Source organism: Aeromonas sp. D3 (assembly GCF_027705025.1).
In the GTDB taxonomy this organism is placed as follows: domain Bacteria; phylum Pseudomonadota; class Gammaproteobacteria; order Enterobacterales; family Aeromonadaceae; genus Aeromonas; species Aeromonas salmonicida.
Window position 1 is genome coordinate 1 of sequence record NZ_JAPDBE010000052.1, and the last position, 26,750, is coordinate 26,750.

At 59.1% G+C, this 26,750-nt stretch carries 23 protein-coding genes; 10 read left to right on the top strand and 13 right to left on the bottom strand.

The genetic code is table 11. From position 1 onward, the window contains the following. Positions 1 to 208: 208 nt before the first annotated feature. Both OKC28_RS20655 and OKC28_RS20660 read left to right on the top strand, forming a co-directional pair. Positions 209 to 607, top strand: a complete 399-nt coding sequence (locus tag OKC28_RS20655; protein ID WP_256688348.1) for a GFA family protein — start codon at positions 209 to 211, stop codon at positions 605 to 607. A 21-nt stretch (positions 608 to 628) separates the two neighbouring features. Next, a complete protein-coding gene (locus OKC28_RS20660) occupies positions 629 to 907 on the top strand; it encodes a class I SAM-dependent methyltransferase (protein WP_256688347.1) in 279 nt (92 codons plus the stop codon). Between the two features lie 55 nt (positions 908 to 962). On the opposite strand, the gene OKC28_RS20665 is transcribed toward OKC28_RS20660, so the two are convergent. Beyond that, positions 963 to 2,261, bottom strand: a complete 1,299-nt coding sequence (locus OKC28_RS20665) for a sensor domain-containing diguanylate cyclase (protein ID WP_058393944.1) — start codon at positions 2,259 to 2,261, stop codon at positions 963 to 965. A gap of 153 nt (positions 2,262 to 2,414) precedes the next feature. Next, positions 2,415 to 2,939, bottom strand: a complete 525-nt coding sequence (smrB, locus tag OKC28_RS20670; protein WP_005315464.1) for an endonuclease SmrB — start codon at positions 2,937 to 2,939, stop codon at positions 2,415 to 2,417. 82 nt (positions 2,940 to 3,021) lie between these two features. Between smrB and prmB the strand changes: the two genes are divergently transcribed. Together prmB and aroC are read left to right on the top strand one after the other, a co-directional pair. Then, positions 3,022 to 3,957: a 50S ribosomal protein L3 N(5)-glutamine methyltransferase gene (prmB, locus tag OKC28_RS20675; RefSeq protein ID WP_256688346.1), complete on the top strand. Its 936-nt coding sequence runs from the start codon at positions 3,022 to 3,024 to the stop codon at positions 3,955 to 3,957. A gap of 12 nt (positions 3,958 to 3,969) precedes the next feature. Continuing rightward, the gene (gene aroC / locus OKC28_RS20680) at positions 3,970 to 5,058 is read left to right on the top strand and encodes a chorismate synthase (protein WP_021140549.1); all 1,089 of its coding nucleotides are present in this window, start codon (positions 3,970 to 3,972) and stop codon (positions 5,056 to 5,058) included. Positions 5,059 to 5,179: 121 nt separating this feature from the next. Here aroC and OKC28_RS20685 read toward each other — a convergent pair whose 3' ends face one another. After that, the gene (locus tag OKC28_RS20685; protein WP_021140548.1) at positions 5,180 to 6,022 is read right to left on the bottom strand and encodes a substrate-binding periplasmic protein; all 843 of its coding nucleotides are present in this window, start codon (positions 6,020 to 6,022) and stop codon (positions 5,180 to 5,182) included. Between the two features lie 323 nt (positions 6,023 to 6,345). On the opposite strand from OKC28_RS20685, the gene OKC28_RS20690 reads away from it, so the two are divergent. Beyond that, positions 6,346 to 7,749, top strand: coding sequence for a DEAD/DEAH box helicase (locus OKC28_RS20690; protein WP_058393941.1), 1,404 nt, complete (start codon positions 6,346 to 6,348; stop codon positions 7,747 to 7,749). A 110-nt stretch (positions 7,750 to 7,859) separates the two neighbouring features. Here the strand turns inward: OKC28_RS20690 and OKC28_RS20695 are convergent, their stop codons facing one another. From OKC28_RS20695 to cra, 4 genes are all read right to left on the bottom strand, one after another. After that, positions 7,860 to 8,549 carry an RES family NAD+ phosphorylase gene (locus tag OKC28_RS20695; RefSeq protein ID WP_021140546.1) on the bottom strand — a complete coding sequence of 230 codons (690 nt, stop codon included), beginning with the start codon at positions 8,547 to 8,549 and terminating at the stop codon, positions 7,860 to 7,862. Continuing rightward, positions 8,549 to 8,953, bottom strand: a complete 405-nt coding sequence (locus tag OKC28_RS20700) for an MbcA/ParS/Xre antitoxin family protein (RefSeq protein WP_005315478.1) — start codon at positions 8,951 to 8,953, stop codon at positions 8,549 to 8,551. Before OKC28_RS20700 ends, OKC28_RS20695 begins: the two co-directional genes overlap by 1 nt. Positions 8,954 to 9,221: 268 nt before the next feature. Beyond that, positions 9,222 to 10,415 (bottom strand): aromatic amino acid transport family protein, encoded by a 1,194-nt coding sequence (locus OKC28_RS20705; RefSeq protein ID WP_021140545.1) that lies wholly within the window; start codon positions 10,413 to 10,415, stop codon positions 9,222 to 9,224. A gap of 332 nt (positions 10,416 to 10,747) precedes the next feature. Next, on the bottom strand, positions 10,748 to 11,734 hold the full coding sequence (gene cra / locus OKC28_RS20710; RefSeq protein WP_021140544.1) for a catabolite repressor/activator: 987 nt from the start codon (positions 11,732 to 11,734) through the stop codon (positions 10,748 to 10,750). 307 nt (positions 11,735 to 12,041) lie between these two features. Between cra and fruB the strand changes: the two genes are divergently transcribed. Genes fruB through fruA form a run of 3 tightly spaced genes read left to right on the top strand, consistent with a single transcriptional unit; the run spans position 12,042 to position 15,858 of the window. Further along, positions 12,042 to 13,142, top strand: a complete 1,101-nt coding sequence (gene fruB, locus OKC28_RS20715; protein ID WP_096119465.1) for a fused PTS fructose transporter subunit IIA/HPr protein — start codon at positions 12,042 to 12,044, stop codon at positions 13,140 to 13,142. Next, a complete protein-coding gene (gene pfkB / locus OKC28_RS20720; RefSeq protein ID WP_021140542.1) occupies positions 13,142 to 14,137 on the top strand; it encodes a 1-phosphofructokinase in 996 nt (331 codons plus the stop codon). Before fruB ends, pfkB begins: the two co-directional genes overlap by 1 nt. Beyond that, entirely contained in the window at positions 14,134 to 15,858 is a 1,725-nt protein-coding gene (gene fruA, locus OKC28_RS20725; protein WP_021140541.1) for a PTS fructose transporter subunit IIBC, read from the top strand. Before pfkB ends, fruA begins: the two co-directional genes overlap by 4 nt. Positions 15,859 to 15,958: 100 nt before the next feature. Here fruA and OKC28_RS20730 read toward each other — a convergent pair whose 3' ends face one another. Continuing rightward, entirely contained in the window at positions 15,959 to 16,210 is a 252-nt protein-coding gene (locus OKC28_RS20730) for a DUF1289 domain-containing protein (protein ID WP_005315494.1), read from the bottom strand. A 150-nt stretch (positions 16,211 to 16,360) separates the two neighbouring features. On the opposite strand from OKC28_RS20730, the gene mltA reads away from it, so the two are divergent. After that, a complete protein-coding gene (mltA, locus tag OKC28_RS20735; protein ID WP_021140540.1) occupies positions 16,361 to 17,512 on the top strand; it encodes a murein transglycosylase A in 1,152 nt (383 codons plus the stop codon). Between the two features lie 203 nt (positions 17,513 to 17,715). Here mltA and yfaE read toward each other — a convergent pair whose 3' ends face one another. The 5 genes from yfaE to ubiG all read right to left on the bottom strand — a co-directional run bounded on the left by yfaE (position 17,716) and on the right by ubiG (position 23,628). After that, on the bottom strand, positions 17,716 to 18,036 hold the full coding sequence (yfaE, locus tag OKC28_RS20740; protein ID WP_021140539.1) for a class I ribonucleotide reductase maintenance protein YfaE: 321 nt from the start codon (positions 18,034 to 18,036) through the stop codon (positions 17,716 to 17,718). A 152-nt stretch (positions 18,037 to 18,188) separates the two neighbouring features. Further along, positions 18,189 to 19,322, bottom strand: a complete 1,134-nt coding sequence (gene nrdB, locus OKC28_RS20745; protein WP_021140537.1) for a class Ia ribonucleoside-diphosphate reductase subunit beta — start codon at positions 19,320 to 19,322, stop codon at positions 18,189 to 18,191. Positions 19,323 to 19,402: 80 nt separating this feature from the next. Further along, the gene (gene nrdA / locus OKC28_RS20750; RefSeq protein WP_212539473.1) at positions 19,403 to 21,670 is read right to left on the bottom strand and encodes a class 1a ribonucleoside-diphosphate reductase subunit alpha; all 2,268 of its coding nucleotides are present in this window, start codon (positions 21,668 to 21,670) and stop codon (positions 19,403 to 19,405) included. Positions 21,671 to 22,225: 555 nt separating this feature from the next. Continuing rightward, entirely contained in the window at positions 22,226 to 22,912 is a 687-nt protein-coding gene (locus OKC28_RS20755) for an HAD family hydrolase (protein ID WP_021140535.1), read from the bottom strand. After that, the gene (gene ubiG, locus OKC28_RS20760) at positions 22,912 to 23,628 is read right to left on the bottom strand and encodes a bifunctional 2-polyprenyl-6-hydroxyphenol methylase/3-demethylubiquinol 3-O-methyltransferase UbiG (RefSeq protein ID WP_021140534.1); all 717 of its coding nucleotides are present in this window, start codon (positions 23,626 to 23,628) and stop codon (positions 22,912 to 22,914) included. Before ubiG ends, OKC28_RS20755 begins: the two co-directional genes overlap by 1 nt. A gap of 201 nt (positions 23,629 to 23,829) precedes the next feature. On the opposite strand from ubiG, the gene gyrA reads away from it, so the two are divergent. Continuing rightward, the gene (gyrA, locus tag OKC28_RS20765) at positions 23,830 to 26,634 is read left to right on the top strand and encodes a DNA topoisomerase (ATP-hydrolyzing) subunit A (protein WP_219589983.1); all 2,805 of its coding nucleotides are present in this window, start codon (positions 23,830 to 23,832) and stop codon (positions 26,632 to 26,634) included. The last annotated feature ends 116 nt before the right edge of the window (positions 26,635 to 26,750 follow it).

Here is a 26,750-nt window from a genome sequence, read left to right on the forward strand (position 1 = left end):
TTAGCGACTAATCAGATCGCACAAACTGGACTGAGTTCCCTTCCTCCGGTGATCTACTATTCGGAACAGCTATTTAGGTCGTTGGTATAACCATGTTTCATTGGTGTTTTGTGAGGCAGTTAATGGCGAGGGTGTGACAGGCATGGTACTCATCTGATGCGAAATCTGGCCGAAGAACGGCTTGGATCCATCTTGTTAGGGAGGCGTTATGCAAGGACATTGTTTGTGCGGCGGCATCGTTGTGTCGACCGGAGATCATCAGGAGGTCAATCTCTGCCACTGCACCACCTGCCGGCGCTGGTCGGGTGGGCCGCTGTTTGCGGTGCATTGCGGTGCGGACGTGCGCTTCACCGGGATCGCCCCTGTCGCCTATCGATCATCGGAGTGGGCGGAGCGCGGATTTTGCCCCACCTGCGGCACTCACCTCTTCTATCATCTGCTGCCGACGGATGAATACATAGTGCCGGCCGGCCTCTTCCAGAGGAACGATTTTAAGCTGGCGAGCCAGATCTTCATCGATGAGAAGCCTGACTTTTACGAGTTGAAGAACGAGACGCCCACCCTGACCGGCCAGCAGGTGTTCGAGCAGTTTGCGCCCAAGCCATGATGTCGCCTTCTTGATCAGCTCATGTGTTATGACGTGCCGGGTGCGGATTACTCAGCCACCTCATTGGTGCAGGCTCGGCAGGACTTCCCTGAGCAGGTCTGGATCGAGGCAGGTATTGAAAATGATCAACCCGCAGGGCCTTTCGATGGGGTGGTTATCTGGGATTCACTGTTTCATCTGCCAAGAGCTGCGCATCAACCCTTGTTGCAAAAAGCGTGTGAGGTGCTGGCAGGTGGGCTGATCCTCTCCAGTGGTGGGCGGGACAAGGTACGGTTAGCTGTGCTGCTGCGTCAGACCTGAATTCAACATCATTCAGGTCTGACGCGGGGAGTCTTTGGTGTGGTCACATTCCGGCTTACGGCTGCTCAGTTGCCTCTTTGATGCAGCAGTTTCGCCCCTGTTTTTTGGCCAGATAAAGCGCTGTATCGGCCCGGCGCACCATGTTGTCGACGTTATCTTGTGGGCCTTGACTGGCGCTGATGCCGATACTGACGGTAAGCGGGATCTCGATGTCGGCGCCCAATGGGTGGCTCTCTGACGCTATGGCTAGCCGGATCCGCTCTGCACTGGCCCAGGCCAGATCCAGCGAGGTTTCCGGCAGCAAGATGATGAACTCCTCGCCACCCCAGCGGCCCAGTATGTCCACCTCCCGCAGTTGCTTGGCAATACGCCTCACCAGACTGAGGATCGCCTGATCCCCTTGCTGATGGCCGTGTGTGTCGTTGACTTGCTTGAAGTGATCGATGTCGAGCAGCAGCAGACTCATGGTATGGCCGAAACGCTGGCAGCGCTGCACTTCCTGCTTGACCAGCTCGTCGAATCGGCGCCGGTTGGCGATCCCGGTCAGGGGATCCGTGGTGGCCGCCACTTTCAGCTCTTCCACCAGACGGGCCCGCTCCGAAATGTCCCGCAGTATGGCGGTCATCTCAGTGGTTTGGCCCAGATTGATCTTGGCGATGGTCACTTCCAGCGGAAATTCGCTGCCATCGCGGCGCAAACCCATGACGGAGGCACGGGCGTGCATGGGGCGCGAGTTGATGGGGGAGTTGCTGAAGGCTCTGAAATAGCTCTCGTGGTTGGAGCGAAAGCGCAGGGGCAACAGGGTTTCCAGCCGTTTGCCCACATAGCTCTCATCAACCCCGAACATCTCGCAGGCAGCGGTATTGATGAGCTCGATACGGGACTCGCTGCTGACGCTGATGATGCCGTCATAGGCCGAGTTCACCACGGCTTCAAAACGCTTTCGACTCATTTTGAGTGCATCTTCCAACTGCTTTTTGGCCGTGATGTCGATGGCGGTGACTATGATGCGGGTGATCCGGGACTGTTCGGGAATGATGATGGGGGAGAGGATGAAACGCCACCAGCTGGTACGCGATAGAGTATCGATGGGGAGCTCGCTCTCCAGCCCGGTTTGCTGGCTGACACAGTCATGCATCGGCTGCTCTATGCTGCCGGTGATGTAGCGGGGAAACATCTCGTTGAGTCGTTTTCCTATGGTGCCCGGCACATCCAGCTCGAATGCCTGGGCAAAGGTATCGTTGGCCGAGACCAGGATGAAGCGATCATCCGCATCCAGGGAAAATACCGCCACCGCCGCACCGATGGCATCGAGAGATGATTTGATCTCGGCATGAGAACCCTTTGTAAACATGCAACCTCCATGACGAATAACATATTGATATTCAGTATAGTGCTGCCGATTTACTCGTTGCGGGAGGCATATGGAGCTTTGGTGTGAAGGTGGAGGCCGGGTGCCTTGTTGACGTCACCAAGACGGCAACGGCAGCTCGTCGAAAAGCGAGCGCTATTCCTCTATGTCCAGCAGCACCAGAATGGCGCTGTCGCCGCCCCATTCACGGGGGGCCTGATGAAAGGCGCGCACATTGGGGTGCTGGGCCAGCCAGCTCGGGATCCGCTGCTTGAGGATGTGTTTGCCGATGCCGTGCATCACGGAGGCGACATGGATGTTCTCTTTCTGGCAGAGGGTGAGCAGGGCGGCCAGCTCCTGTTTTGCCTGATTCTGGTTCATGCCGTGAAGATCCAGATAAATCTCTGGCGGATAGATGCCGCGTTTGAGCTTTTTCAGCTCGAATTTTGACACATCGTCACGCACGTAACGGGTCGGGCCATCCTCATCGAGATGGGGCTGGTACTCGTCGCTGAAAAAGTGGCCAACCCCAAGCTTTTCGCGGCTTTCCCGCAGTTCGCGTTTCTGCTTGACCGGGCGCAGGTCGGCCCTTATGGTATCTTGCTTAATTTTCCGGGTACCTTTGACAGCATCGCGAAACAGCAGGCTTTCCTCGATCGTCGGTGAGGGCGTTTTTTTCATCAGAGGCTCATTTGTCAGGTATGCGTCTTGCCCGCTATACAGTGGGTGCTCGGGCCGGATATTACTCGACTTGGAGGTGGATTTGGACAAGATATTTATCGATGAGGTGGTTGCCGAGATGCACACCATCCAGGACATGTTGCGCTGGGCCATGAGTCGTTTCAACGACGCCGGGATCTTCTACGGACATGGTACCGACAACGCCTGGGATGAGGCCGTGCAGCTGGTACTGCCCGCGCTACATCTGCCGCCTGACGTGGATCTGGGTATGCGCCACTCCCGTCTGACCACCAGCGAGCGCCATCGCATCGCCGAACTCATCATTCGCCGCGTACAAGAACGCGTGCCGGCCGCCTACCTGAGCAACAAGGCCTGGTATGCCGGTTGGGAGTTCTACGTGGACGAGCGGGTACTCATTCCCCGTTCGCCGATTGCCGAGATGGTGGCCAACCGCTTCGCCCCCTTCCTCAAGCATGAACCGACCCGGATCATGGATCTCTGTACCGGTTCAGGTTGCATCGCCATCATCATGGCCCATGAATTCCCAGATGCGGAAGTGGACGCCATCGACATCAGCGTCGATGCGCTGAACGTGGCCGAGCGCAACATCACCGATCACGGTCTGGAGCAGCAGGTCATCCCGATCCGCTCCGATCTGATGCGCGATCTGCCCGCCGGTGACAAGTACGATCTCATCGTCTCCAACCCGCCCTATGTGGACTCCGAAGATATGTCGGACTTGCCACAGGAGTTTCGTCACGAGCCGGAACTGGCGCTGGCCTCCGGCTCCGATGGCCTCAAGCTCACCAAGCGTCTGCTGGCCAATGCTGCCGACTTCCTCAAGGATGACGGTGTGCTGGTGGTCGAAGTGGGTAACAGCATGATCCACCTGGAAGCCCAGTTCCCGGAAGTACCCTTTACCTGGGTCGAGTTCGAGAACGGCGGTCACGGCGTGTTCGTGATGACCAAGGCGGAACTGGAGCAGTACCAGGATCATTTCGCGATTTACAAGAGCTAAGCAGGAGCACTCATGGCAGGGAACAGTTTTGGCCAACTCTTTCGGGTCACCACCTTTGGCGAGAGCCATGGCCTGGCGCTGGGCGCCGTGGTCGATGGTTGCCCGCCCGGACTCGAGATAAGCGAAGCGGATCTGCAGATAGACCTGGATCGGCGCAAGCCGGGTACTTCCCGCTACACCACGCCGCGGCGCGAGCCGGATGAGGTGAAGATCCTCTCAGGTGTGTTCGAGGGCAGGACCACGGGCACCTCCATCGGGCTGCTCATCGAGAATACCGATCAGCGTTCCAAGGATTACTCCGACATCAAGGATGTATTTCGTCCGGGCCATGCGGATTACACCTACCACCAGAAATATGGCCAGCGGGATTATCGGGGGGGCGGTCGCTCCTCCGCCCGTGAAACTGCCATGCGGGTGGCGGCGGGTGCCATTGCCAAGAAGTACCTCAAGCAGATGCATGGCATCGAGATCACCGGCTTTCTCTCACAGCTCGGCCCCATCAAGGCGGAAGGCTTTGACGCGGCGCAAATTGAGCAGAACCCCTTCTTCTTCCCCGATGCGGGTAAGCTGGAGGCGCTCGATCAGTACATGCGCGATCTGAAAAAAGAGGGCAACAGTGTCGGTGCCAAGGTCCAGGTCATCGCGACCAAGGTGCCTGTGGGCCTCGGCGAGCCAGTCTTCGATCGCCTTGACGCCGACATCGCCCACGCCATGATGGGCATCAATGCGGTGAAAGGGGTGGAGATAGGCGACGGTTTCGCGGTGGTGGAGCAAAAAGGCTCCGAACATCGCGACGAGATGACCCCGGCCGGCTTTGCCAGCAACCATGCGGGTGGCATTCTGGGCGGTATCTCGTCGGGTCAGGACATAGTGGTGAGCATGGCGCTCAAGCCTACCTCCAGCATTACCGTGCCGGGCAAGACCATCAATACCGAAGGCGAAGCCATCGAGATGATCACCAAGGGGCGCCACGATCCCTGTGTTGGCATTCGCGCCGTGCCCATCGCCGAAGCCATGCTGGCGCTGGTGTTGATGGATCACCTGCTGCGCCATCGCGCCCAGAATCAGGGTGTGCTGACCCAGACGCCGCAACTGCGCTGATCGGTTTTTCGAATGCCCGGCTGATCCGGGGGCACAATCAAGAAGCACTGTCAATAACAGAGCAAGAAGGCGACCTCAGGGTCGCCTTCTTTATTGGCTTGAGTTTAATGTTTCGGGACTGTCAGCCTGGCTGGGGTTGTGCAGATGCTGGTCGAGGGATTGCTTCGCCCTCTGGATTGCCAAAGCGACAGGGAGGCGGGGCAAAGCGAATGTTTGGCGGGGGCAGGGTGGCGATGGCCTCATTGACACGAGCTATCTCGGCCTCGCTTACTGCCTCTTTGGCAAACATCAGGCTGACTGGCTGGTGGTGCAGCAACAACTGACAGCTGATAACCTTCTCGGCCCCCAGCTGTGTCAGGCGATAGCGTGCGTATTGCCACTCCATGATGACCCCGTCCAGACGGCGGGCCAGCAACAGATCGATCAACCTGTCGTCGGCATTGTATTCGGTGGCGCTCTTGAGGGCTGGGCAGTTCTCCATCTGCTGGGTGGGGCGGGTGCCGCGCAGCTTGCCCAGGCGTAGTGCTGTCTGCTGGCACAAGTCGGGGAGGCTCTGGATACGCTGCCAGGGATTGGCATGGCCCGGTATGGGGTTGTTGCTCAAGAGCACGAAGGTGCTGCGCCGGTAGGGGACAGAGAAACGCGCGAACTGGCGTCGCTCCGGCGTATCGAGTGCTCCCATGGCCAAGTCCAGCTGTTGCAGCTCGATGAGATGCAAGGTGCGGGCCCAGGGCAGATTGCGAAAACGCGTCTCCAGCCCCGCTTGCCTGAGGATCTGGCTGGTCAGGGTGACGTCCAGCCCATCCAGGGTGCCTTGTGGATTGATGTAGCTAAAAGGGGGCCAGTGATTCCAGGCGACCGTCAAAGGGGGCTTGGCGCCAAGGGGCAGACTTGCCCCCAGCGCTATGAGCAGCAGGGCAACGGGTCGCCATGCCCTGTGGATGCGTGTGATATGAACTGCCATGAGCCTGAACCTCCTTGTTCCGGGACTGAGATGATGGTCGCATCTTATCTGGCATCCAGCATAGCTTGATTCGAATGAGTTCTGAGGTGGGCGTGCTGAATAGGACGCTGACCCACTTTTTGGGTTTGTGCTGGGATGAATATCACATTTTTCTCGTTTATCCACAGCAACTCCGTTAGACTGCGCCTCTATTCTTTCCCCTTTGCTCTGCTCCCCGGGGAAATCGTTGTTTTCTCAATAGGCCCAGTTCTTGTGAGATGGCATCGGCTCAGCAGAGGAGCCCCACCACAAATCCCCGGCGCCACTATCCCTAGCAGGTAATTATGAGTTTTTCTTCCCTCGGTCTGGCCGAACCCTTGTTGCGTGCCGTTGCCGAGCAAGGCTACGACACCCCGTCTCCCATTCAGCTGCAAGCGATCCCCGCCGTTCTGGCTGGCCGCGACCTGATGGCGGCGGCCCAAACAGGGACTGGCAAGACCGCAGGCTTTACCCTGCCGATGCTTCAGCGTCTGATGGAGAGCAAGCGCAAGGTTTCTCCGAACCGTATTCGCGCTCTGGTACTGACTCCGACCCGTGAGCTGGCTGCCCAGGTGGGCGAGAGCGTGCGCAATTACGGCAAGCATTTGCCGATGCGCAGCCATGTAGTGTTTGGCGGCGTCAGCATCAATCCGCAGATGATGGCGACTCGCCGTGGTCTGGACGTGCTGGTGGCCTGCCCGGGCCGCCTGATGGACCTCTACAACCAGAATGCCGTCAAGTTCGACGAAGTCGAAATACTGGTGCTGGACGAAGCGGATCGCATGCTCGACATGGGGTTTATCCGCGATATCCGCAAGATCCTGGCCCTGATGCCCAAGCAGCGTCAGAACCTGCTTTTCTCCGCGACCTTCGCCGAAGAGATCCGCGAGTTGGCCACCGGCCTGCTCAACAATCCGGCCGTGATCGAAGTGGCGCCGCGCAACAGCACGGCCGAGCGTATCGAGCAGCTGGTACACCCGTGCGACAAGGCCAACAAGATAGGTCTGCTGAGCCATCTGGTCACCAGCAATGACTGGCAGCAGGTACTGGTCTTTACCCGTACCAAGCACATGGCCAACCGTGTTGCCGAGACCCTCGACAAGAACGGCGTCAGCGCCGCCGCCATCCACGGCAACAAGAGCCAGGGTGCCCGTACCCGTGCCCTGGCCGGTTTCAAGGATGGCAACGTCAAGGTGCTGGTGGCGACCGACATTGCTGCCCGCGGTCTGGACATCGACAAGTTGCCGCAAGTGGTCAACTTCGAGCTGCCCAACGTGGCGGAAGACTATGTTCACCGCATCGGCCGTACCGGTCGTGCCGGTGCTGCCGGTCATGCCATCTCTCTGGTTGCTGCCGATGAAGGCAAGCTTATCAAGGCGATCGAGCGTCTGACCAAGCAGAACATACCGTGCGAGCAGGTGGCCGGTTTTGAAGCCTCCCGCGAAACCCTGGACAACATTGCCCGTGGTATCGGCGCGCCCCTGCGCAAAGAGCCTCGTGACCCGAGCGAGCCGCGCCGTGCAGCGCCGCGTCCGCAAGGTCAAGGCCAGCGTCAGGGCGCAGGTCGCTCTGCCAATGGTGGCAACGCTGGCGGTGCTCGCACCGGCAACAGTGGCAAGCCCAAACCGCAAGGTGCGCAGCGTCCGGTTGATGCTGCTGGCAAACCGGCCCAGGCTCGTCGCCCCCGTCGCGCTACCCACAACCAGTAAGCAGGTGAGGGGATACCCTCACGCTGCATCGGTTGATGTAAAAAGCCCTGCCAATCCGGCAGGGCTTTTGTCATTTCTGGCGGGCAGTTTATTGCCGTTTCGTCTCGATATCACTCCCCATACAGCTTGATCTCCAGCACATTGGCGATGGCACTGCCATTCCAGTGGTACTCCAGATGCTGGGCCTGATGGATCCGGGTAATGAGACAGGGGCGGTAGAGGACATGGCAATTGTGGCCGCTGTGACGCACCGAGCGGTAGTGGATGCCATCCACCCCCCGGGTTTTCTGCTCCAGGGCAAAGACTTGAGACTGGCTATAGCTGGTGGCGTGATAGAGAGGGGTGGAGAGAAATGCGTCCCCTGTGATATCGACCAGGTTGGCACTGAACTCGGCACAGAGCACCCGCATCTGCACTTTCTGGGCAGGTTCTCCGGTGTAGCCGAAGATCCGCTCCTGATGGTAGACAGTCTCCTTGACGGCGGTATCGAGCAGAGGTGCACAGTAATAGCCACCGAAATCGCCCGTGGTAAAACGGGCCCCTTCCGGATTGACATGGGTAAAGGCGGCCATCACATAGCTGCCCCCGTGCAAGCCCACCAGCCAATCGGCCCTGGGGACGCGAGACAAGTCTCCCGCCTCCTCCCGCAATCTGTCGTTGGTCAGTGCCTCCATGGCCCATACCGCCTCCAGTTCGTCCGCATTGGCCACATCTTCATAGACACAGATAGTGGGGTAGCGGCTCGGAATGATCCGGTAGGCCCGCTCTCCCTTGAATGGGATCAGTGGCGGCTCCTGCATCAGGCCATACCCCCGCGCCAGGCGTGCAATCGGGTCGCCACTTCATAGAGATCGGCCACCCGGCCACCCTTCATGATTTCCATCGCGCTGCGACCGGCAAAGAAGGGGTGGCTGTTGGGCTTGCGTACCCAGCCATAGATGCTGTCATCGGCGCTGAACAGCACCCTCAGGCTCTTGTGGATGTTGAGGAGGTAGCTCATTCGCTCCTGCATATCCACGCTGAGGCGGATCCCGCCGTTTGACTCCTTGTATTTGTTCAATGTTGAACGAGATGAAATGCCGAGCAGTGTCAGTTGTTCATCTGTGTTGCACTGCCACTTGTCCAGGATGCGGAATACCACAGGCAGTGCCTTGCTGGGGTCTATGGCGCCTTCTTTCATTGCTTTTTGTGCTGTTGCGGCCATGTCTCCTCCTTCTATTGTTCACGCCGCACAAGAGGGCGTGAAGGGTTTATCTGCACTCAGTGTAGAAGATTTGTACGTATATGTACATATTTGCGTGACTAGTGATGAATATGTACATCGATGTGTGTGCTGAAGAGAGCGGCATGACGGGGCTAAGTGATACCGACCACGATAAGGAGTCATCATTGGGTTTTACTGTACTCCTGCTGGCAAAAAGCCCCGCCAACGGAGGTTGGCAGGGCTTTCGTTATCTATCATGGAGCCAGGGTTACAGAGCTGGCAGTAATCCCAGGCTGACACTCACCTGTACGCCGACGATCAGCACCCCCATGGCACCGGCAAGGCCCAGGGCCAGTACGCCACCCGGGGCGCGGTAGTGGTGCGCCTCTGCCTGCTTGCGGCTCTGCCACACCAGGGTGACCGGCAGCAGTACCGCCAGTACCGCCAGTGCAATGGCGGCGTAGCCCAGCGCCATGATGAAGCCTTGCGGGAAGTAGAGGGCAAACAACAGGGGCGGCACGAAGGTGATAAGCCCGGTCTGGCTGCGGCCCTGCCAGTTGTCCTTGCGACGAGTCACTTTGGCCATGAAATCAAACAGCCCAAGGGTTACGCCGAGGAAAGAGGTCGCCAACGCCAGATCGGCAAACAGGTGCATTGCCTGATTGAACGCAGGCCAGCTCACCAGATTGCCGACGCTGGCCAGGAGGCTATCCAGTGCCCCGCCGCTCTGGATCAGGGTCTGCTGACCGAGCAGCCCCAAAATGGCCACTTGCCACAGCACATAGAGGATCAGCGGCAGGGCGGAGCCCCACACAAAGACCCGGCGCAGCTGCTTGGGGCAATCCCCCAGATAGAGCATGACGCTCGGGATGGAGCCGTGAAAGCCGAACGAGGTGAAGATGACGGGCAAGCCTGCCAGCAGCAACCCCTGGCCGAGCGGCAGGGAGAGCAGGTGCTGCCCTTCTGCGCGGGGCAGCAGCAGCCCCAGTACCGCCACCATGATCACCAGTTTGACGGCGAACATCAGTCGATTGAGGTAATCCACCGAGCGGGTACCGACGCAGACCATGCCACCGAACAGCAAGGTAAAGGCCCAGGCAGCCTGCTCCTGGCTAATGGTCATGCCCGCATCGGCCAGCGCCTGGGCCAGCAGGCTGCTGCCGCCACTGATGTAGGCGGAGGCCAGGGAGTAAAACAGCATCAGGATACAAAAAGAGGCGATGCCCTTGCCCCAGGGGCCGAGCAGGTGATCCGCCAGCTGGTGCAGGTACCACTTGCCGGTGTTGAGGCTGGCTTCCACCTGCAACATGGCGGTGAAGGCCATCAGGGCCCAGAGCCCTATCATCAGCAGCAAAGTGGCAGGGCCGCCCAGAGATGAGGAGGCCAGCGGCAGGGCCAGCATGCCGGCGCCTATGGTGGTGCCGGCAATCAACAGGGTACAACCCAGGGTTTTGGTGTTCATTGTGTCCATCCGGATCGAGAAACTGCGTGTTCAAAAAGAGTGAAAGTGGCGGTGTCATCAAGACGCCTCCGGGGTTGAAACCGGAGGCTAGCAATATCGGAGTGGACGCATCGTTACGAAAAACCCGTTGGTTGTAAAAGTTGGTTGCCAAGTTAACGGATCAAAATAGTGGAAACAAGCCTGTAAAGTCGGATTTTGTACTGGAAGGGCGCAATAGGTGGAAATAAAAGATGACAGAACTATATGCTGGGGAGTGAAAAGGGCTGGCAAGCCAATGGAGGAAAAACGCGCTGGCGAAGATGGCGGTCGCCGCCAGCGCGTGAGGGGGCTGCTTAGCGACGACGCTTGAGGGTCCGGCTCACATAGTGCAGCCCGCATTGGTACTCGCCATTGATGGCCTTGAGGGCGAGATCCAGCGCCTGGCTCGCCAGTGCATCGTGTTGCTGAGGCAGGGAGTTGATGCCAAAGGGGAGGAAATCGAGCAGGCGATCGTCGCCGAAGGTGGCCATGGCGAGCTGGCTCATGTCGGTCTCTTGTTCCAGCAAATAATCCAGTACTCCCTCCATCAATATGTAGGAGGTGGCAACCAGTGCTTCGGGCAGCTGGCCGAGTTGATGATGAAGTTCCTTGATCAGGCGATAGCCTTCGACGCGGGAGAAATGTACTCCTTCGCACAGGTGACGGGTCGTGGTGTGGCTGGCGACAGCCTGCTCGAAGCCCGCTTTTCGTTCCTGACTGATCGTGAGTTCAGGCAGCGCAGTGATCAAGGCGATGTGCTTGAGCGCCGGGGTAAGCAGGGAGGCGGTGAGATCAAAGCTCGCCTTCTGGTTTTCACTGGCGACGGTCACGAACTTGTCGGCGGCCATGGCCCGGTCGATGGCCAGCACATGGATGCCGCGCGCCTGCTGGCGCGGATAGAAGGGATCGTCCGGCGGCAGGCAACTGGCCACCAGCAGGGCATCCACATGGCGACTGGCCAGCATCTCGGCCAGTTCTTTCTCGGTGGCGGGTTCATCTTCCGAGCAGACGATCAACAGCTGATAACCCTGGGCTCGGGCCCCCTGTTCGAGGCGCTTGGCGAGTTTGGCATAACTGGCGTTCTCGAGGTCGGGCAGGATAAAGCCGAGGGTCTTGGTCTGGCCGCCGCGCAGGGAGGCGGCGCGGCTGTCAGGTTGGTAGTTGTGGGCGGTCACCACCGCCATCACTTTGTCACGGGTTGCCTGACTGATGCGGTATTGATCGGCCTTGCCATTGATCACATAGCTGGCCGTGGTGCGCGAGACACCGGCGAGGGCGGCGATTTCATCCAGTTTCATCATATCGGCTCTGTTTGAGTTGCAAGGCCCACGGTCACTGCCAGGTGAGGGCACCGAAAAGTGTGCGCGGGATCATATCATTGAAAAGCACTCTTTGCGGGTACTTGATCAATTGGCTGAAACGATTCAGTCTGAGTGTAAGTGAAACGATTCAGCTTGTCAGCAGGCAATCGATGTCCGGGTATAAAAATGCGATATCGCTCCGGCGGGATGCAATCCGGTCTATTGTCAGCAGGCAAATTACCCGAATTTTCAATTGTATTGATCCGGTGAGCCGCACGGCCAGCCCGGAACCTGATGGAGAATATCTATGTTGAAGTTGGCACAGCAGCAGATTTTGCTGGGGCAGTCGGTGGCGACCAAGGCGGATGCCATCGCTCTGCTGGCAAGCAAACTGACCGAGGCCGGTCTGGTGGAAGCAGGCTATGTAGACGGCATGCTGGCGCGGGAAGCCCAGCACGCCACCTACCTTGGCAGCGGCATCGCTATTCCCCACGGCACCACGGACACCCGCCATCTGGTCAAGAGCACGGGTGTCATGGTGGCCCAGTTCCCCAAGGGGATCGAATGGGACGAGGGGCAGATCGCCTATGTGGCCATCGGCATCGCCGCCAAATCCGACGAGCATCTGGGCATTTTGCGCCAGCTTACCCATGTACTGGGTGACGAGCAGGCGGCAGCTGCGCTGAAAAATGCCACCGATGCCGACACCATCATCAATATTCTGACCGGTGCCAGCGCGGCGAAAGAAGTCCAGTTCCTGACCCTGGCCGACTTTCCCGCAGACGACCGTGACCAACTGCTGCTGGGGGCTGCCGCCCGCGCCAAATCCGCCGGTTGGGGGGAGGCCGCCATGGTCAGCTCCCTGCTGGCAAGTGACCCTGCCTATCTGGGGGAGGGAGTCTGGCTGGCCCGTACGCAGGCGGCCCAGACCGGCTGGGTCGTGGCGACCCCGAGCGCGCAGTTGCAGGCAGGGGAACTGCCGGTCAGTGCCTTGCTGCTGCTGTGCGCCGCCGATGCCAGCCATCTGCCGCAGCTGGACAATCTGGCCAAGCTGGCCGCCGCAGGCCAACTTGCGACGCTGGCTGGCGCCGAGGGCCTTGCCATGTTGCAAGCAGGGCCGGCGAGCGGTCTGTCTGATACCTTCACCATCATCAACCCCCATGGCTTGCACGCCCGTCCGGGCGCCATGCTGGTCAAGGTGGCCAAGGAGTTCGAATCCGACATTCGTGTTGCCAACCTCGATGGCAGCGGTGAAGCCGTCTCCGCCAAGAGTCTGATGAAGGTGATTGGCCTTGGGGTCAAGTGCGGTCATCGCTTGGCATTTCGCGCAGAAGGGGCGGATGCCGAAGCGGCCCTCAAGGGCATTGGCGCCGCCATCGCCGCAGGCCTGGGTGAGGGGGCGCACTGATGGATATCGTCACCATCACCCTCAACCCGGCGCTGGATCTCACCACTCGTCTCGAGGCCATGGCCTTTGGCGAGGTGAACCTGGTGAGCGAAGCCAATTTGCGCGCCGCAGGCAAGGGGATCAACGTTGCCATGGTCTTGAAAGATCTGGGCCGTGACGTCGGGCTGACCGGCTGGCTCGGCGCTGACAATCAACAGAGCTTCGTCTCGCTGTTTGCCGAGCGAGCCCTGGGTGATCACTTCGTGCGCGTGGCGGGCAATACCCGCATCAACGTCAAGATCTCCGAGCAATCTGGCAGGGTCACCGACCTCAACTTGCCGGGGCTCATCATTGACGAGCGTGAAGTGAAGGTCCTTGAGGCCGCGATTGACGAGTTGGCACCACAGGCAGACTGGTTTGTGCTGGCGGGCAGTCTGCCCAAAGGGGTGGCGCCTGATTATTGCGCCCGCCTCATTACCTTGCTCAAGGCCAAAGGCAAGCAGGTGATCTTCGATTGCAGCGGCGTGGCTCTGAAAGAGGGCATCAAGGCTGCACCGACCCTGATAAAGCCCAATCTGGAAGAGCTGAGTCAGTGGGCCGGTCGTCCCATCAAGACCTTGAACGAGCAGGCCGAGTGTGCCCGCGAGCTGCAGGCTCAGGGGATAGCCCATGTGGTGATCTCCAACGGTGCAGATGGCCTCGTCTGGTTTGGTCCGGATGCCACCTGGCAGGCCATACCACCCCGTATGCAGGTCGTCAGTACCGTCGGTGCTGGTGACTCCCTGGTCGCGGGGCTGGCCCATGGCCTCAGTCTCGGCTGGGCGCCGGAGCAGACCTTGCGTCTAGCCACCGCCGTTTCGGCGCTGGCCGTCAGTCAGGTGGCCGTCGGTTTTAACGATATGAACGTGTTGACACCCTTACTCGAGCAGGTGCGTGTGCAACGTCTGGATGACCTTGCCCCTGCTCAACTCAATACCCATTCCCCTTCAATGGAAAACTCAGGAGATGCCCAATGAAAGCAATCTTGGTCACGGCTTGCCCGGCGGGCATTGCCACCAGCTTTCTCGTTGCTAAACGGATAGAACAACAGGCCAAACTGGCGGGTTGGGAGCTCACACTCGATGTTGGCTCCAGCGTACAACCGCGCCAGATCCCCTCAAAAGAGCAGATTGCCGCCGCTGACCTGATCCTGGTGGTGGCAAGTGCCCCCGTGGATCTCGCCGCCTACGATGGCAAGCGTCTCTATCAGGGGAGCATGGATCTTGCCTTGCAGGATCCGGTCGCCGTACTTGACGCCGCCGCCAGTGGTGCCAGTGTCTATCATCATCAGGCTGCGCCGGTCGCCGCCGCCCAGCCGGCCTCGGCCAAACGCATAGTCGCAGTCACCGCCTGTCCGACTGGGGTGGCCCACACCTTCATGTCGGCGGAAGCGCTCGAAACCATGGCCAAGCAGCTGGGTTACCAGATCCGCGTCGAGACTCAAGGCTCGGTCGGTGCCCAGAATGCCCTGACCGCGGATGAAATCGCCGCCGCCGATCTGGTGTTCCTCGCCACCGATATCGAAGTGGACATGACCCGCTTTGATGGCAAGCAGGTGTATCGCACCAGTACCGGTGCTGCGCTGAAGAAGACCCGCGCCGAGCTCGACAAGGCGTGGCTGGAAGCCAAGGTCTATCGCCACAGCGGCGCCACTCAGCCCAAGAAGGAGGAGAAGGCGGGCCCCTACAAGCACCTGCTGACCGGTGTCTCCTTCATGTTGCCCATGGTGGTGGCCGGTGGTCTCATCATTGCCATCTCCTTCATCTTTGGTATCGAAGCGTTCAAGGTGGAAGGCAGCCTGGCCGCCGCCTTGATGACGATCGGTGGTGCCTCAGCCTTCGCCCTGATGATCCCTGTGCTGGCCGGTTACATTGCCTACTCCATCGCCGATCGTCCGGGTCTGGCGCCAGGCATGATTGGCGGTATGCTGGCAAGCTCCCTGGGCGCCGGTTTCCTCGGCGGTATCGTCGCCGGTTTCCTGGCCGGTTACAGTGCCAAGTACCTGAGCGACAAGGTGCGCCTGCCGGTGACCCTGGAAGCGCTCAAGCCCATCCTCATCATCCCGCTGTTTGCCAGCCTGTTTACCGGTCTGGTGATGATCTACGTGGTGGGTGGTCCGGTTGCGGGCATCATGAGTGCCATGACAGAGTTCCTCAACAACATGGGCTCTGCCAACGCCGTGCTGCTGGGTGTCATCATAGGCGCCATGATGTGCTTCGACATGGGTGGTCCGGTAAACAAGGCGGCCTACGCCTTCGGTGTCGGCTTGCTCGCCTCCAAAACCTATGCCCCCATGGCTGCCGTGATGGCCGCCGGTATGGTACCGGCACTGGGGATGGGGATCGCCACCTTCCTGGCGCGCGCCAAGTTCATCAAGACGGAGCAGGAAGCAGGCAAGGCCTCCTTCGTACTGGGTCTGTGCTTCATCTCCGAGGGGGCCATTCCGTTTGCCGCCAAGGATCCGATGCGCGTCATCCCGGCATGCATGGCGGGTGGCGCCCTGACTGGCGCGCTCTCCATGCTGTTCGGCTGCGAGCTGGTTGCACCTCACGGTGGTCTGTTCGTGCTCTTCATTCCGAACGCCATCAGCCATGTGTTCATGTACATACTGGCAATCGCCGCCGGTTCCCTGGTGACAGGGGTTGGCTACGCCATGCTCAAGCGCGGCGAAGAGCAGGCCAAACTGGCGACGACCTGACAACGTCAAGGGTGTAAATGACAAGGCGACCTGCGGGTCGCCTTGTCTGTTTCTGATGGGGCTAAACAAGCGGAAAGAAATGGGCCAGTCCGTGGGCAAGTTAAAAATCCCAGCCGGACTGCGCTGGCTGGTTGGCTTGCTCGGCCTCTTGTGCCTTGCGGCGCGCGGCCTCAACCCGCGCCTTGCGGCCACGGCAAAGACGCATCACCTCCTGCTGCTGGGTCTGTGTCATGGTGAGCCAGTTGAAACGCTCTTCCCGATTGCGCAGGCAGCCCTTGCAGTAGCCCTTGTTGTTCACTTCGCATACCCCGATACAGGGGCTCTGTAGCGGGAAGATCTCGAGCTGTTCCATCCATGGCCTCTCACACCTTGTTACCTTGTTATAACCCAGAAGATCCCCTTTGGAGAAATCCGTCGCCAAGGGGGTGAAGGCGTTTGCTTTCCCCCAGCAAATTTGGCATCTTCCCCGCCAAGCATGAGGCTTGGTGTTATATGAGGACATATGAACAAACACGCGTACTGGCTGACCGCTGCCGTGCTGGGGCTGGCCGGTTGTGCGGGCACTCCTGAGCAGGTGCAGGTGCCCAAAAAGAAACCCGATGCCGGATGTTTTCTCAACTGCGAGGTGCCGGAAAACCTGGGCAAGCAGTATCTGGACGGTGCCCTGCCGGGCGATCTGGTGCGGGTAGAGCGCATCAACAGCCGCCAGCGTTCTGATTTCAGCAAGTTCGGCCCCCAGAGCCGGTTGGTGCTGGAGCGTTCCGGCAAGATGACCCGCCGTTATGGCGAGCTCTATCATCAGCTCTCCCGCTGGGTTGCCAATGGTGGCAATCCGGCCCATATCACCCAGTACGGCATCAGCCTTGCCCAGCTGGGCGGCGCCGATCGCATGGGCAACGTGCTGTTCACCGGTTATTACTCGCCGGTGCTGGAGGTGCGCCATCGCCCGGATGCCAAGTACAAGTACCCCATCTATGCCATGCCAAAATGTGGTGGCCGCTGCCCAAGCCGGGCCGATATCCATCGGGGGGCGTTGGCCAACCGTGGGCTGGAGCTGGGTTACAGCAAGTCTCTTATCGACAACTTCCTGATGGATGTGCAGGGCTCGGGCTTTGTGCATTATGGGGATGACGATCGGTTGCAATACCTGGGTTACAGCGGCAAGAACGGTCATGGCTATGTGAGCATAGGCCGGGTGCTGATCGACCGGGGCGAGGTACCCAAAGAGAAGATGTCGATGAAGGCTATCAAGGATTGGGCCAACGCCCAACCGGAGGAGAGCGTCAAGGAGCTGGTTGAGCAGAATCCCTCTTATGTCTTCTTCGAGCGTCGCCCCACCAATGACGTGATTGGTGCCGCCGGTATTCCGCTGTTGCCGCTGGCGGCCGTTGCGGCCGACAAGAGTTTGCTGCCGATGGGCACCCCCATCCTGGCGGAAGTGCCTTTGCTCGACAAGGCCGGCAACTGGACCGGCAAGCACCAGTTGCGGCTCTTGATCGCGCTGGATGTGGGTGGCGCTGTGAAGAAGGGGCACCTGGATCTTTACCACGGCATGGGTGAGAAGGCGGGTGTGGCGGCCGGTCACTACAAGCACTTTGGCCGGGTCTGGAAGCTGGGTCTGCACCATGGGCCGACTGCTGCGCCCTGGTTATAAGCAAAACAGGATATAAGCGAAACAGGGATTGTAATGGAATAAGGCGACTGTGGCGGGTGATGCCGCTTTTCAGCTAACCCACACAAGGCGCTGATGACCCTTTCCCTGCTCCTCCTCCTTCGAGGGGAGGCGCCAAAAAAAAGCCGCCGGAGGCAATCCGGCGGCTTTTTTGTATGTGCTTATGCCCAGTCTGCCGAGGAGGCTCACCCCTTCGTCAGGTCCAGCCGGATGGCACCGATCGGTTTGCAGCAACAGGGTAGACATTCACCCGGGGAGACAAACGCCAGCGGCACATTGGGGTAGTGCACCGAGCCTGCCAGCAAGGGCGTGCGGCAGGCGCCGCAATAACCGCTGCGGCACTGGAATTCCAGCTGATGGCCGTGGCGCTCCAGGGTCTCCAACACGCTCTCGCCGGGATGGGCGAGCAGGGTGCCATCACAGGTATGTACCAGCGGCGCCTGTAGTGCCTCCTGCTGCGTTGCAGGCTGCAGGGCAGGGGCCAAGGTGTTGGTTGCGTCACTCACGGTTCAACGTCACCTGATAAATTGTCTGCATCTAGGTTTCTGCCGGTCTGACCAAGCAGCATATCGGGTAGCTGACTTACAGCTCGAAGTCACCGAGATCATCGGCGTGCACTTCGCTGTCGATCCGACTGACCAGCATATTGGGTGCTCACTCACAGCTCGAAGTCACCGAGATCATCGGCATGTACTTCGCTGTCGATCTGGCCGACCAGATAAGAGCTCACTTCCACTTCCTGCGGGGCAACCTGCACGTTGTCGGACGACAGCCAGGTGTTGATCCAGGGGATCGGGTTTTGCTTTGCGCCAGCAAAGGCTGGCTGCAGACCGACCGCGTTCATGCGCAGGTTGGTGATGTACTCCACGTATTGGCAGAGGATGTCTTTGTTCAGGCCGATCATGGAGCCGTCCTGGAACAGGTACTCGGCCCACTCTTTCTCCTGAATGGCGGCTTCCTTGAAGATCTCGAAGCAGGCTTGCTCGCACTCGGCGGCAATCTCGGCCATTTCGGGGTCGTCCTGGCCGGTGCGCATCAGGTTCAGCATGTGCTGGGTGCCGGTCAGGTGCAGCGCTTCGTCACGGGCGATCATCTTGATGATCTTGGCGTTGCCTTCCATCAATTCGCGCTCGGCGAAGGCAAAGGAGCAGGCGAAGCTGACGTAGAAGCGAATTGCCTCCAGGGCATTGACGCTCATCAGACACAGATAGAGCTTCTTCTTCAGCTCGCGCAGAGTGATGGTGCGCATCTGTCCGGCGACGCTGTGAGTGCCTTCACCGTGCAGGTTGTAGAGCGCGGTCGCTTCAATCAGGTCATCGTAGAAGCAGCTGATGGAGCCTGCGCGTTTGAGGATCTGCTCGTTGGTCACTATGTCATCGAACACCTGACCCGGGTTGTTGACGATATTGCGAATGATGTGGGTATAGGAGCGAGAGTGGATGGTCTCCGAGAAGGCCCAGGTTTCGATCCAGGTTTCCAGCTCCGGAATGGAGACCAGCGGCAGCAGCGCCACGTTCGGGCTGCGACCCTGGATGGAATCCAGCAGGGTCTGGTACTTCAGGTTGGAGATGAAGATGTGCTGCTCGTGGGGCGGTAGCGCCTGATAGTCGATGCGGTCGTGGGAGACATCCACCTCTTCCGGGCGCCAGAAGAAGGAGAGCTGCTTCTCGATCAGCCGTTCAAAGACTTCGTGTTTTTGTTGATCATAACGGGCCACATTGACCGATTGGCCAAAAAACATCGGCTCTTTGAGCTGGTCGTTTTGGGTTTGGCAGAAAGTTGAATAGGCCATGGTTACCAGAATGTATTGAATGGATAAACAGGAGAGCGGGAGCTTGTCGCTCCCGCCCGGTTGTCAGATCTTGCAATGGCTTATATTTTACAAGCCCCACCGGCACAACCGTCATCTTGCATATCGGCTTGTGCGTCATCCGCCCCATCACGGGTGTTGTGATAGTAGAGGGTCTTGAGGCCGTATTTGTAAGCGGTCAGCAGATCCTTGAGCAACTGCTTCATCGGTACCTTGTTGCCTTCGAAACGGGCAGGGTCGTAGTTGGTGTTGGCGGAGATCGCCTGATCCACAAACTTCTGCATGATACCGACCAGCTGCAGATAGCCATCGACGCTCGGTTGCTTCCAGAGCAATTCGTATTGATCTTTCAGGCGATGATACTCGGGCACCACCTGTTTGAGAATGCCATCCTTGGAGGCCTTGACCGAGACCAGGCCGCGGGGCGGCTCTATGCCGTTGGTGGCGTTGGAGATCTGGCTGGAGGTCTCGCTCGGCATCAAGGCGGTCAGGGTGGAGTTGCGCAGCCCCACTGTCTTTATCTCTTCACGCAAGGTTTCCCAGTCCAGGTGCAGCGGCTCGTTGCACAGGTTGTCGAGATCCTTTTTATAGGTATCGATGGGCAAAATGCCCTGGGCATAGGTGGTCTCGTTGAACGCCGGGCAGGGGCCGAATTCGCGGGCCAGCTGCACGGAGGCCTTCAGCAGGTAGAACTGGATCGCCTCGAAGGTGCGGTGGGTCAGCGCCAGACCGGAGCCATCGGAGTAACGGGCGCCGTTCTTGGCCAGGTAGTAGGCGTAGTTGATGACGCCAATGCCCAGGGTGCGACGGTTCATGCTGCCTTTCTGGGCGGCCTTGAGCGGGTAGTCCTGATAGTCGAGCAGGGCATCCAGGGCGCGCACGGCGAGATCCGCCATCTCTTCCAGATCTTCCAGCTTCTCGATGGCGCCGAGGTTGAAGGCAGACAGGGTGCACAGGGCAATTTCTCCCTCTTCGTCATCCACGTTGTTGAGCGGCTTGGTGGGCAGTGCAATCTCGAGGCAGAGGTTGGACTGGCGTACCGGCGCCACGCTTGGATCGAACGGGCTGTGGGTGTTGCAGTGATCCACGTTCTGGATGTAGATGCGACCGGTGCCGGCGCGCTCCTGCATCATCAGGGAGAAAAGGTCGACCGCCTTGATGGTCTTCTTGCGAATGGCCGGGTCCTGCTCGTACTTGACGTAGAGCTGCTCGAACTTGTCCTGATCCGCAAAGAAAGCGTCGTACAGGCCGGGGGCATCGGACGGGGAGAACAGGGTGATATCGCCGCCCTTGATCAGGCGCTGGTACATCAGCTTGTTGATCTGCACGCCGTAGTCCATGTGACGGACCCGGTTCTCTTCCACGCCGCGGTTGTTTTTCAGTACCAGCAGGCTCTCCACTTCGGTGTGCCACAGCGGATAGAAAAGGGTGGCTGCACCACCGCGTACACCGCCCTGAGAGCAGCATTTGACCGCAGTCTGGAAGTACTTGTAGAAGGGGATGCAGCCGGTGTGGAAGGCTTCGCCGCCACGGATGGGGCTGCCCAGGCCACGGATGCGACCGGCGTTGATGCCGATGCCGGCGCGCTGGGAGACATAACGGACGATAGCGCTGGCGGTGGCATTGATGGAATCCAGGCTGTCATCGCACTCGATCAGCACGCAGGAGCTGAACTGACGGGTCGGGGTACGCACACCGCTCATGATGGGGGTCGGCAGCGAAATTTTGAAGGTCGACACCGCATCATAGAAACGCTTGATGTAGCTCAGACGGGTATCTTTCGGATACTTGGAGAAGAGGCAGGCCGCTACCAGTATGTAGAGGAACTGCGGGCTCTCGTAGATCTCGCCGGTGACGCGGTTCTGCACCAGGTACTTGCCTTCCAGCTGCTTGACGGCGGCGTAGGAGAAGTTCATGTCACGCCAGTGATCCAGGTGCTCGTTGAGCTCCTCGAATTCGGCCTGGGTGTAGTCGGTCAGCAGGTGCTTGTCATATTTGCCCATGTCTACCAGACGGGCGACGTGCTGGTAGAGGTGGGGCGGCTCGAACTGGCCGTAGGCTTTCTTGCGCAGATGGAAGATGGCCAGACGGGCAGCCATGTACTGGTAATCCGGACTTTGCTCGGAGATCAGGTCAGCAGTGGCCTTGATGACGGTTTCGTGGATATCGGCGGTACGGATACCGTCATAGAACTGGATGTGGGACTTGAGTTCCACCTGGGAGACCGACACGTTGTCGAGCCCTTCGGCGGCCCAATCCAGCACGCGGTGAATTTTATCCAGATCGATGGGTTCTTTGTGGCCGTTACGCTTCGTCACAAACAAGTTCATTGGCTGATGACCTTCAGTTGATTCCCGAAAAACCATCGCACTGCGCTGGCCTCGGCGCCGTGAACGGCTGCGGGAGGTGGGGGCGTATTGTGCGATGAATCACAAGATATAGTGTTATTTTGAGTGCGAGCTACAAGATAGTGAGGTCGCCCTCGCTTTGCAATCTGTGGATAAGGCATTAGCTGTGGATAAATTGTGGGTGTCGAGACCCATGTTAGTGGACGCTCACAGTGAGTGGGTTTTCATGCGTCCGATCCGGTAAATGCAAGTCTGATGATCGAACATGGAAAATTTAAATAACTTTTTTTGCTTGCGAAAACGGGGTGTTTTTACTAGCAAATTCAGTCTGGTTATCCCTTGTGCAGCAAGGGTCAAAAGGTGTCCTGTCCCAGTCTGTTGGCGGTTGCCAAACGGCAAAAAAGGGAGATCAATCCGGACCTCCCCTGGTCTCATCCTTGTGCCTGCAAGGGTCGCCAATCGTGCTCATCTGGCCACCGATTGGCGATAAAGCTGCCTTTATTATCCATCAATCTGGCTGTCTGGTGGCAAACAGGATTAGCTCAGCTCGTAACGCAGCCAATGGTGCAGGGCCTGCACGGTATCGAAGTGCAGATCCGCGCCCCAGTCGGCGGGATCCTCGTCATCACTCAGATAACCCCAGCCTGCGACGGCGGTGCGCATGCCCGCATTGCGGCCCGCCTCTATGTCACGCACATGATCCCCCACATAGAGGCAGTGGGCGGCGTCGACCCCCAACTGTTCACAGGCAAAGTACATGGGGGCAGGGTCGGGCTTGCGCACCGGCAGGGTGTCGGCACTGACAGTCACGCCGCAACTGGCAAGCTCGGGCAAGGCGGCCAGCAGCGGTTCGGTGAGAAAGCCCGGCTTGTTGGTGACTATGCCCCAGGGCAGTTTTTTCTCGTCCAGCCACTCGATGAGATTCACCATCCCCTCATAGGGTCGAGTGCCGACACAGAGGTTGGCCGCGTAGTAGTCGAGCAGGGCGGTGCGCAGGCGAGTGGCCCCCAGCTCTTCGAGCAGCTCATCGCCAAGCCCGGCCTTGAGCAGCCCAAGCGCGCCGTGGGAGGTGGTCTGTCGGATGATGGCGTCAGAGAGCGGCGCAAAGCCTTCGCTCACCAGCACATGGTTGACGGCGGCGCCCAAGTCCGGCGCCGTATCGAGCAAGGTGCCATCCAGGTCAAACAGCACACAGCGCAGTGGTACCGGCTTGTTATCGATCATCAGCCATGCTCCGGGCGGATGAACTCCACCATGTAGTTGACGTCGACGTTCTTGCCAAGCTTGAACTGGTTGGAGAGCGGCGCGTAGTGCACCCCGCTCATGTCCCGTACCAAGAGGCTTGCTGCTTCACCCATGCGACACAGCTCGGCGGGGGTGATGAACTTCTTATGATCATGGGTCCCTTTGGGGACCATCTTCATCAGGTATTCGGCGCCGATGATCATCATCAGATAGGCTTTCGGATTGCGGTTGATGGTGGAGACGAACACCCGTCCGCCCGGGCGCACCAGAGTGGCGATGGCGCGCAGCACCGAAGCCGGATCAGGCACATGCTCCAGCATCTCCATGCAAGTGACCACGTCATACTGGCCAGGGGCCTGGCCTGCGTGCTCCTCCGCCGTCATCTGCTGGTATTGGAGCTCCACCCCTTGTTCCAGGGCGTGCAGGCGGGCGACCCCGAGAGGCTCCTTGCCCATGTCGATGCCGGTGACGTGAGCACCCCGACGGGCCATGCTCTCGGAGAGAATGCCGCCACCGCAGCCGATGTCGAGGATGCGCTTGCCAAACAGGCCGCCGCTCTTGTCGGTGATCCAGTCAAGGCGCACCGGATTGATTTGATGCAGTGGCTTGAACTCGCCCTCCATGTCCCACCAGCGGGAGGCGATGGCTTCAAATTTGGCGATTTCTGTCAGATCGACATTGGCATCACTATTCATATTTTGTGGATCCTGTGGCAGGGCGCGCAGGTAGCAAGACTCGGGCGCAATCTATTGTCCTGGCGGGCATTATAACGGAGACACTTTGTCACACCAGCCCGACTTGTTAGCCGGATTTGTGGCTTAAGGTATTTGGCTCAGTGTGTTACCATGGCGCGCTGTTTAAGCCAAAGAACAACTAATTAGGGATTAAGGCTTTCTATGAGCGATCTGGCCAGAGAGATCACGCCGATCAACATCGAAGAAGAGCTCAAGAGTTCCTATCTTGATTACGCCATGAGCGTGATCGTAGGACGAGCTCTGCCGGATGTGCGTGATGGCTTGAAACCGGTTCACCGCCGCGTTCTGTTTGCTATGAACGAGTTGGGGAACGACTGGAACAAGCCCTATAAAAAATCGGCCCGTGTGGTCGGTGACGTAATTGGTAAATACCACCCGCACGGCGACATTGCCGTGTATGACACCATTGTCCGCTTGGCGCAGGATTTCTCCATGCGTTACATGCTGGTCGATGGTCAGGGCAACTTCGGTTCGGTCGACGGCGACAGCGCCGCCGCCATGCGTTACACCGAAGTGCGGATGGCCCGCATCTCCCACGAGCTGCTGGCTGATCTGGACAAAGAAACCGTGGACTGGGTGCCCAACTATGATGGCACCGAGATGATCCCGGCTGTCATGCCCACCAAGGTGCCCAACCTGCTGGTCAACGGTTCATCCGGTATCGCGGTGGGCATGGCGACCAACATTCCTCCTCACAACCTGACCGAGATAGTGAACGGTTGTCTGGCGCTTATCGAGAATGGCAATCTCACCATCGATGAGTTGATGACCTACATCACAGGGCCTGATTTCCCCACCGGCGCCATCATCAATGGTCGTGCTGGCATAGTGCAGGCCTATCGTACCGGTCGTGGCTCCGTCTATGTGCGTGCCAAAGCCGAAGTGGAAGTGGACGACAAGACCAGTCGCGAGACCATCATCGTTCACGAGCTGCCTTATCAGGTGAACAAGGCGCGGTTGATCGAGAAGATCGCCGAGCTGGTCAAAGAGAAGAAGGTCGAGGGCATCAGTGCCCTGCGCGATGAGTCTGATAAAGACGGCATGCGCATCGTTATCGAGATCAAACGTGGCGAGTCTGGCGAGATTGTGCTGAACAATCTCTACAAGCACACCCAGCTGCAGACCACGTTCGGCATCAACATGGTGGCGCTCGATAACAACCAGCCCAAGGTGATGAACCTTAAAGACATTCTGGATGCGTTCCTGCTGCACCGCCGTGAGGTCGTGACCCGCCGGACCGTGTTCGAGCTGCGCAAGGCGCGGGATCGGGCTCACATCCTTGAAGGTCTGGCCGTCGCGCTGGCCAACATCGACCCCATCATAGAGCTGATCCGTCACTCCGATACGCCCGCAGATGCCAAAGCCAAACTGGTTGCCCGCGGTTGGGAGCTCGGCAACGTGGCCGCCATGCTGGAAAAAGCAGGCGACGACGCGGCCCGCCCCGAGTGGCTGGAGCCGGAATTCGGCATCCGTGAAGGTCAATACTTCCTGACCGAGCAGCAAGCCCAGGCCATCCTTGACCTGCGTCTGCACAAGCTGACCGGCCTCGAGCACGGCAAGATCCTGGAAGAGTATCAATCTCTGCTGGATCTGATTGCCGAGCTGCTGTTCATCCTGGCAAGCCCGGAACGGTTGATGGAAGTGATCCGCGATGAACTGCTGGCCGTGCGCGAGCAGTATGGCGACGAACGTCGCACCGAGATCAGCGCCTCCAGCGCCGAGATCAACATCGAAGATCTGATCACGCCGGAAGACGTGGTGGTTACCCTGTCTCACCAGGGTTACGTGAAATACCAGCCGATCACCGACTACGAGGCCCAGCGCCGCGGTGGTCGTGGCAAGTCAGCCACCCGGATCAAGGAAGAGGACTTTGTGGAGCGTCTGCTGGTGGCCAACACCCATGACACCATTCTGTGCTTCTCCACCCGTGGCAAGGTCTACTGGCTCAAGGTGTATCAGCTGCCGGAGGCGTCCCGTGGCGCCCGTGGTCGTCCGATCATCAACTTGCTGCCGCTGGAAGAGGGTGAACGTATCACCGCCATCCTGCCGGTCAAAGAGTATGCCGACGACAAGTACGTCTTCTTCGCTACCGCTGATGGTACCGTGAAGAAAACCAGCCTGTCTGCGTTCAGTCGTCCGCTCTCCTCCGGTATTCGTGCCATCAACCTCAAAGAGGGTGATGAGTTGATCGGGGTAGACATCACAGATGGCAGCAACGAGATCATGCTGTTCTCCGATGCGGGCAAGGTGGTTCGCTTCAATGAAGGTAGCGGCCGCGCCGATGCAGCCGATGCCGATGTCAGCGATGATGTCGACGGGGATGACGAGAGTGTCATTGACGCTGGCAACGACGATGATGGCAGCGACAACGGCGAAGGCAGCGAGAGTACCGAAAGCAAGGGTACCTTCAAGGGCGTGCGTCCCATGGGCCGTACCGCCGGTGGGGTACGCGGTATCCGCCTGCTCAACGGCGACAAGGTGGTTTCCCTGATCGTCCCCCGTGGCGAGGGCGCCATCCTGACCGCGACCGAGAACGGTTACGGCAAGCGTACCGCGCTGACCGAGTACCCGACCAAGAGCCGTGGTACTCAGGGCGTTCGTTCCATCAAGGTGGACGAGCGCAACGGCAAGGTGATCGATGCGATCCAGGTCGATGATACCGACCAGATCATGCTTATCACCAATGGCGGCACCCTGGTACGTACTCGTGTCTCCGAAGTGAGCATCATAGGCCGTAACACCGGCGGTGTTCGTCTGATCCGTACCGGTGAAGACGAGACCGTGGTTGGCCTGCAGCGCATTGCCGAGAGCGATGAGGAAGAGAACGACGTCATGGCCATTGACGGTGAGGTGTCTGAAGGCACTGATACCACGCCAGACGCCGGCTCTGCCGCCGCAGGATCCTCTGAAGGGTCTACTGAAGAGGGCGCAGCGAGCGACGAATAATCGCGCGTTTGCTGCCATGAAAAAGAGCGACCCTTGGGTCTAATGCCAGTCAGTTAAGCCTGACTGGCATTGTTTTTATTGGCTTTTTTTACACTGTATTTCTGTGGCCTTGGCTT

Excerpts from the sequence above, each read along its gene's own strand:
- OKC28_RS20665 (WP_058393944.1), bottom strand. The coding sequence starts at position 2,261 with ATGTTTACAAAGGGTTCTCATGCCGAGATCAAATCATCTCTCGATGCC.
- gyrA (WP_219589983.1), top strand. The coding sequence starts at position 23,830 with ATGAGCGATCTGGCCAGAGAGATCACGCCGATCAACATCGAAGAAGAG.
- nrdB (WP_021140537.1), bottom strand. The coding sequence starts at position 19,322 with ATGGCCTATTCAACTTTCTGCCAAACCCAAAACGACCAGCTCAAAGAG.
- mltA (WP_021140540.1), top strand. The coding sequence starts at position 16,361 with ATGAACAAACACGCGTACTGGCTGACCGCTGCCGTGCTGGGGCTGGCC.
- pfkB (WP_021140542.1), top strand. The coding sequence starts at position 13,142 with ATGGATATCGTCACCATCACCCTCAACCCGGCGCTGGATCTCACCACT.
- ubiG (WP_021140534.1), bottom strand. The coding sequence starts at position 23,628 with ATGAATAGTGATGCCAATGTCGATCTGACAGAAATCGCCAAATTTGAA.
- OKC28_RS20690 (WP_058393941.1), top strand. The coding sequence starts at position 6,346 with ATGAGTTTTTCTTCCCTCGGTCTGGCCGAACCCTTGTTGCGTGCCGTT.
- OKC28_RS20695 (WP_021140546.1), bottom strand. The coding sequence starts at position 8,549 with ATGCAGGAGCCGCCACTGATCCCATTCAAGGGAGAGCGGGCCTACCGG.
- smrB (WP_005315464.1), bottom strand. The coding sequence starts at position 2,939 with ATGAAAAAAACGCCCTCACCGACGATCGAGGAAAGCCTGCTGTTTCGC.
- OKC28_RS20655 (WP_256688348.1), top strand. The coding sequence starts at position 209 with ATGCAAGGACATTGTTTGTGCGGCGGCATCGTTGTGTCGACCGGAGAT.
- fruB (WP_096119465.1), top strand. The coding sequence starts at position 12,042 with ATGTTGAAGTTGGCACAGCAGCAGATTTTGCTGGGGCAGTCGGTGGCG.
- nrdA (WP_212539473.1), bottom strand. The coding sequence starts at position 21,670 with ATGAACTTGTTTGTGACGAAGCGTAACGGCCACAAAGAACCCATCGAT.
- cra (WP_021140544.1), bottom strand. The coding sequence starts at position 11,734 with ATGATGAAACTGGATGAAATCGCCGCCCTCGCCGGTGTCTCGCGCACC.
- aroC (WP_021140549.1), top strand. The coding sequence starts at position 3,970 with ATGGCAGGGAACAGTTTTGGCCAACTCTTTCGGGTCACCACCTTTGGC.
- OKC28_RS20700 (WP_005315478.1), bottom strand. The coding sequence starts at position 8,953 with ATGGCCGCAACAGCACAAAAAGCAATGAAAGAAGGCGCCATAGACCCC.
- OKC28_RS20730 (WP_005315494.1), bottom strand. The coding sequence starts at position 16,210 with ATGGAACAGCTCGAGATCTTCCCGCTACAGAGCCCCTGTATCGGGGTA.
- OKC28_RS20705 (WP_021140545.1), bottom strand. The coding sequence starts at position 10,415 with ATGAACACCAAAACCCTGGGTTGTACCCTGTTGATTGCCGGCACCACC.
- fruA (WP_021140541.1), top strand. The coding sequence starts at position 14,134 with ATGAAAGCAATCTTGGTCACGGCTTGCCCGGCGGGCATTGCCACCAGC.
- OKC28_RS20660 (WP_256688347.1), top strand. The coding sequence starts at position 629 with ATGTGTTATGACGTGCCGGGTGCGGATTACTCAGCCACCTCATTGGTG.
- OKC28_RS20685 (WP_021140548.1), bottom strand. The coding sequence starts at position 6,022 with ATGGCAGTTCATATCACACGCATCCACAGGGCATGGCGACCCGTTGCC.
- OKC28_RS20755 (WP_021140535.1), bottom strand. The coding sequence starts at position 22,912 with ATGATCGATAACAAGCCGGTACCACTGCGCTGTGTGCTGTTTGACCTG.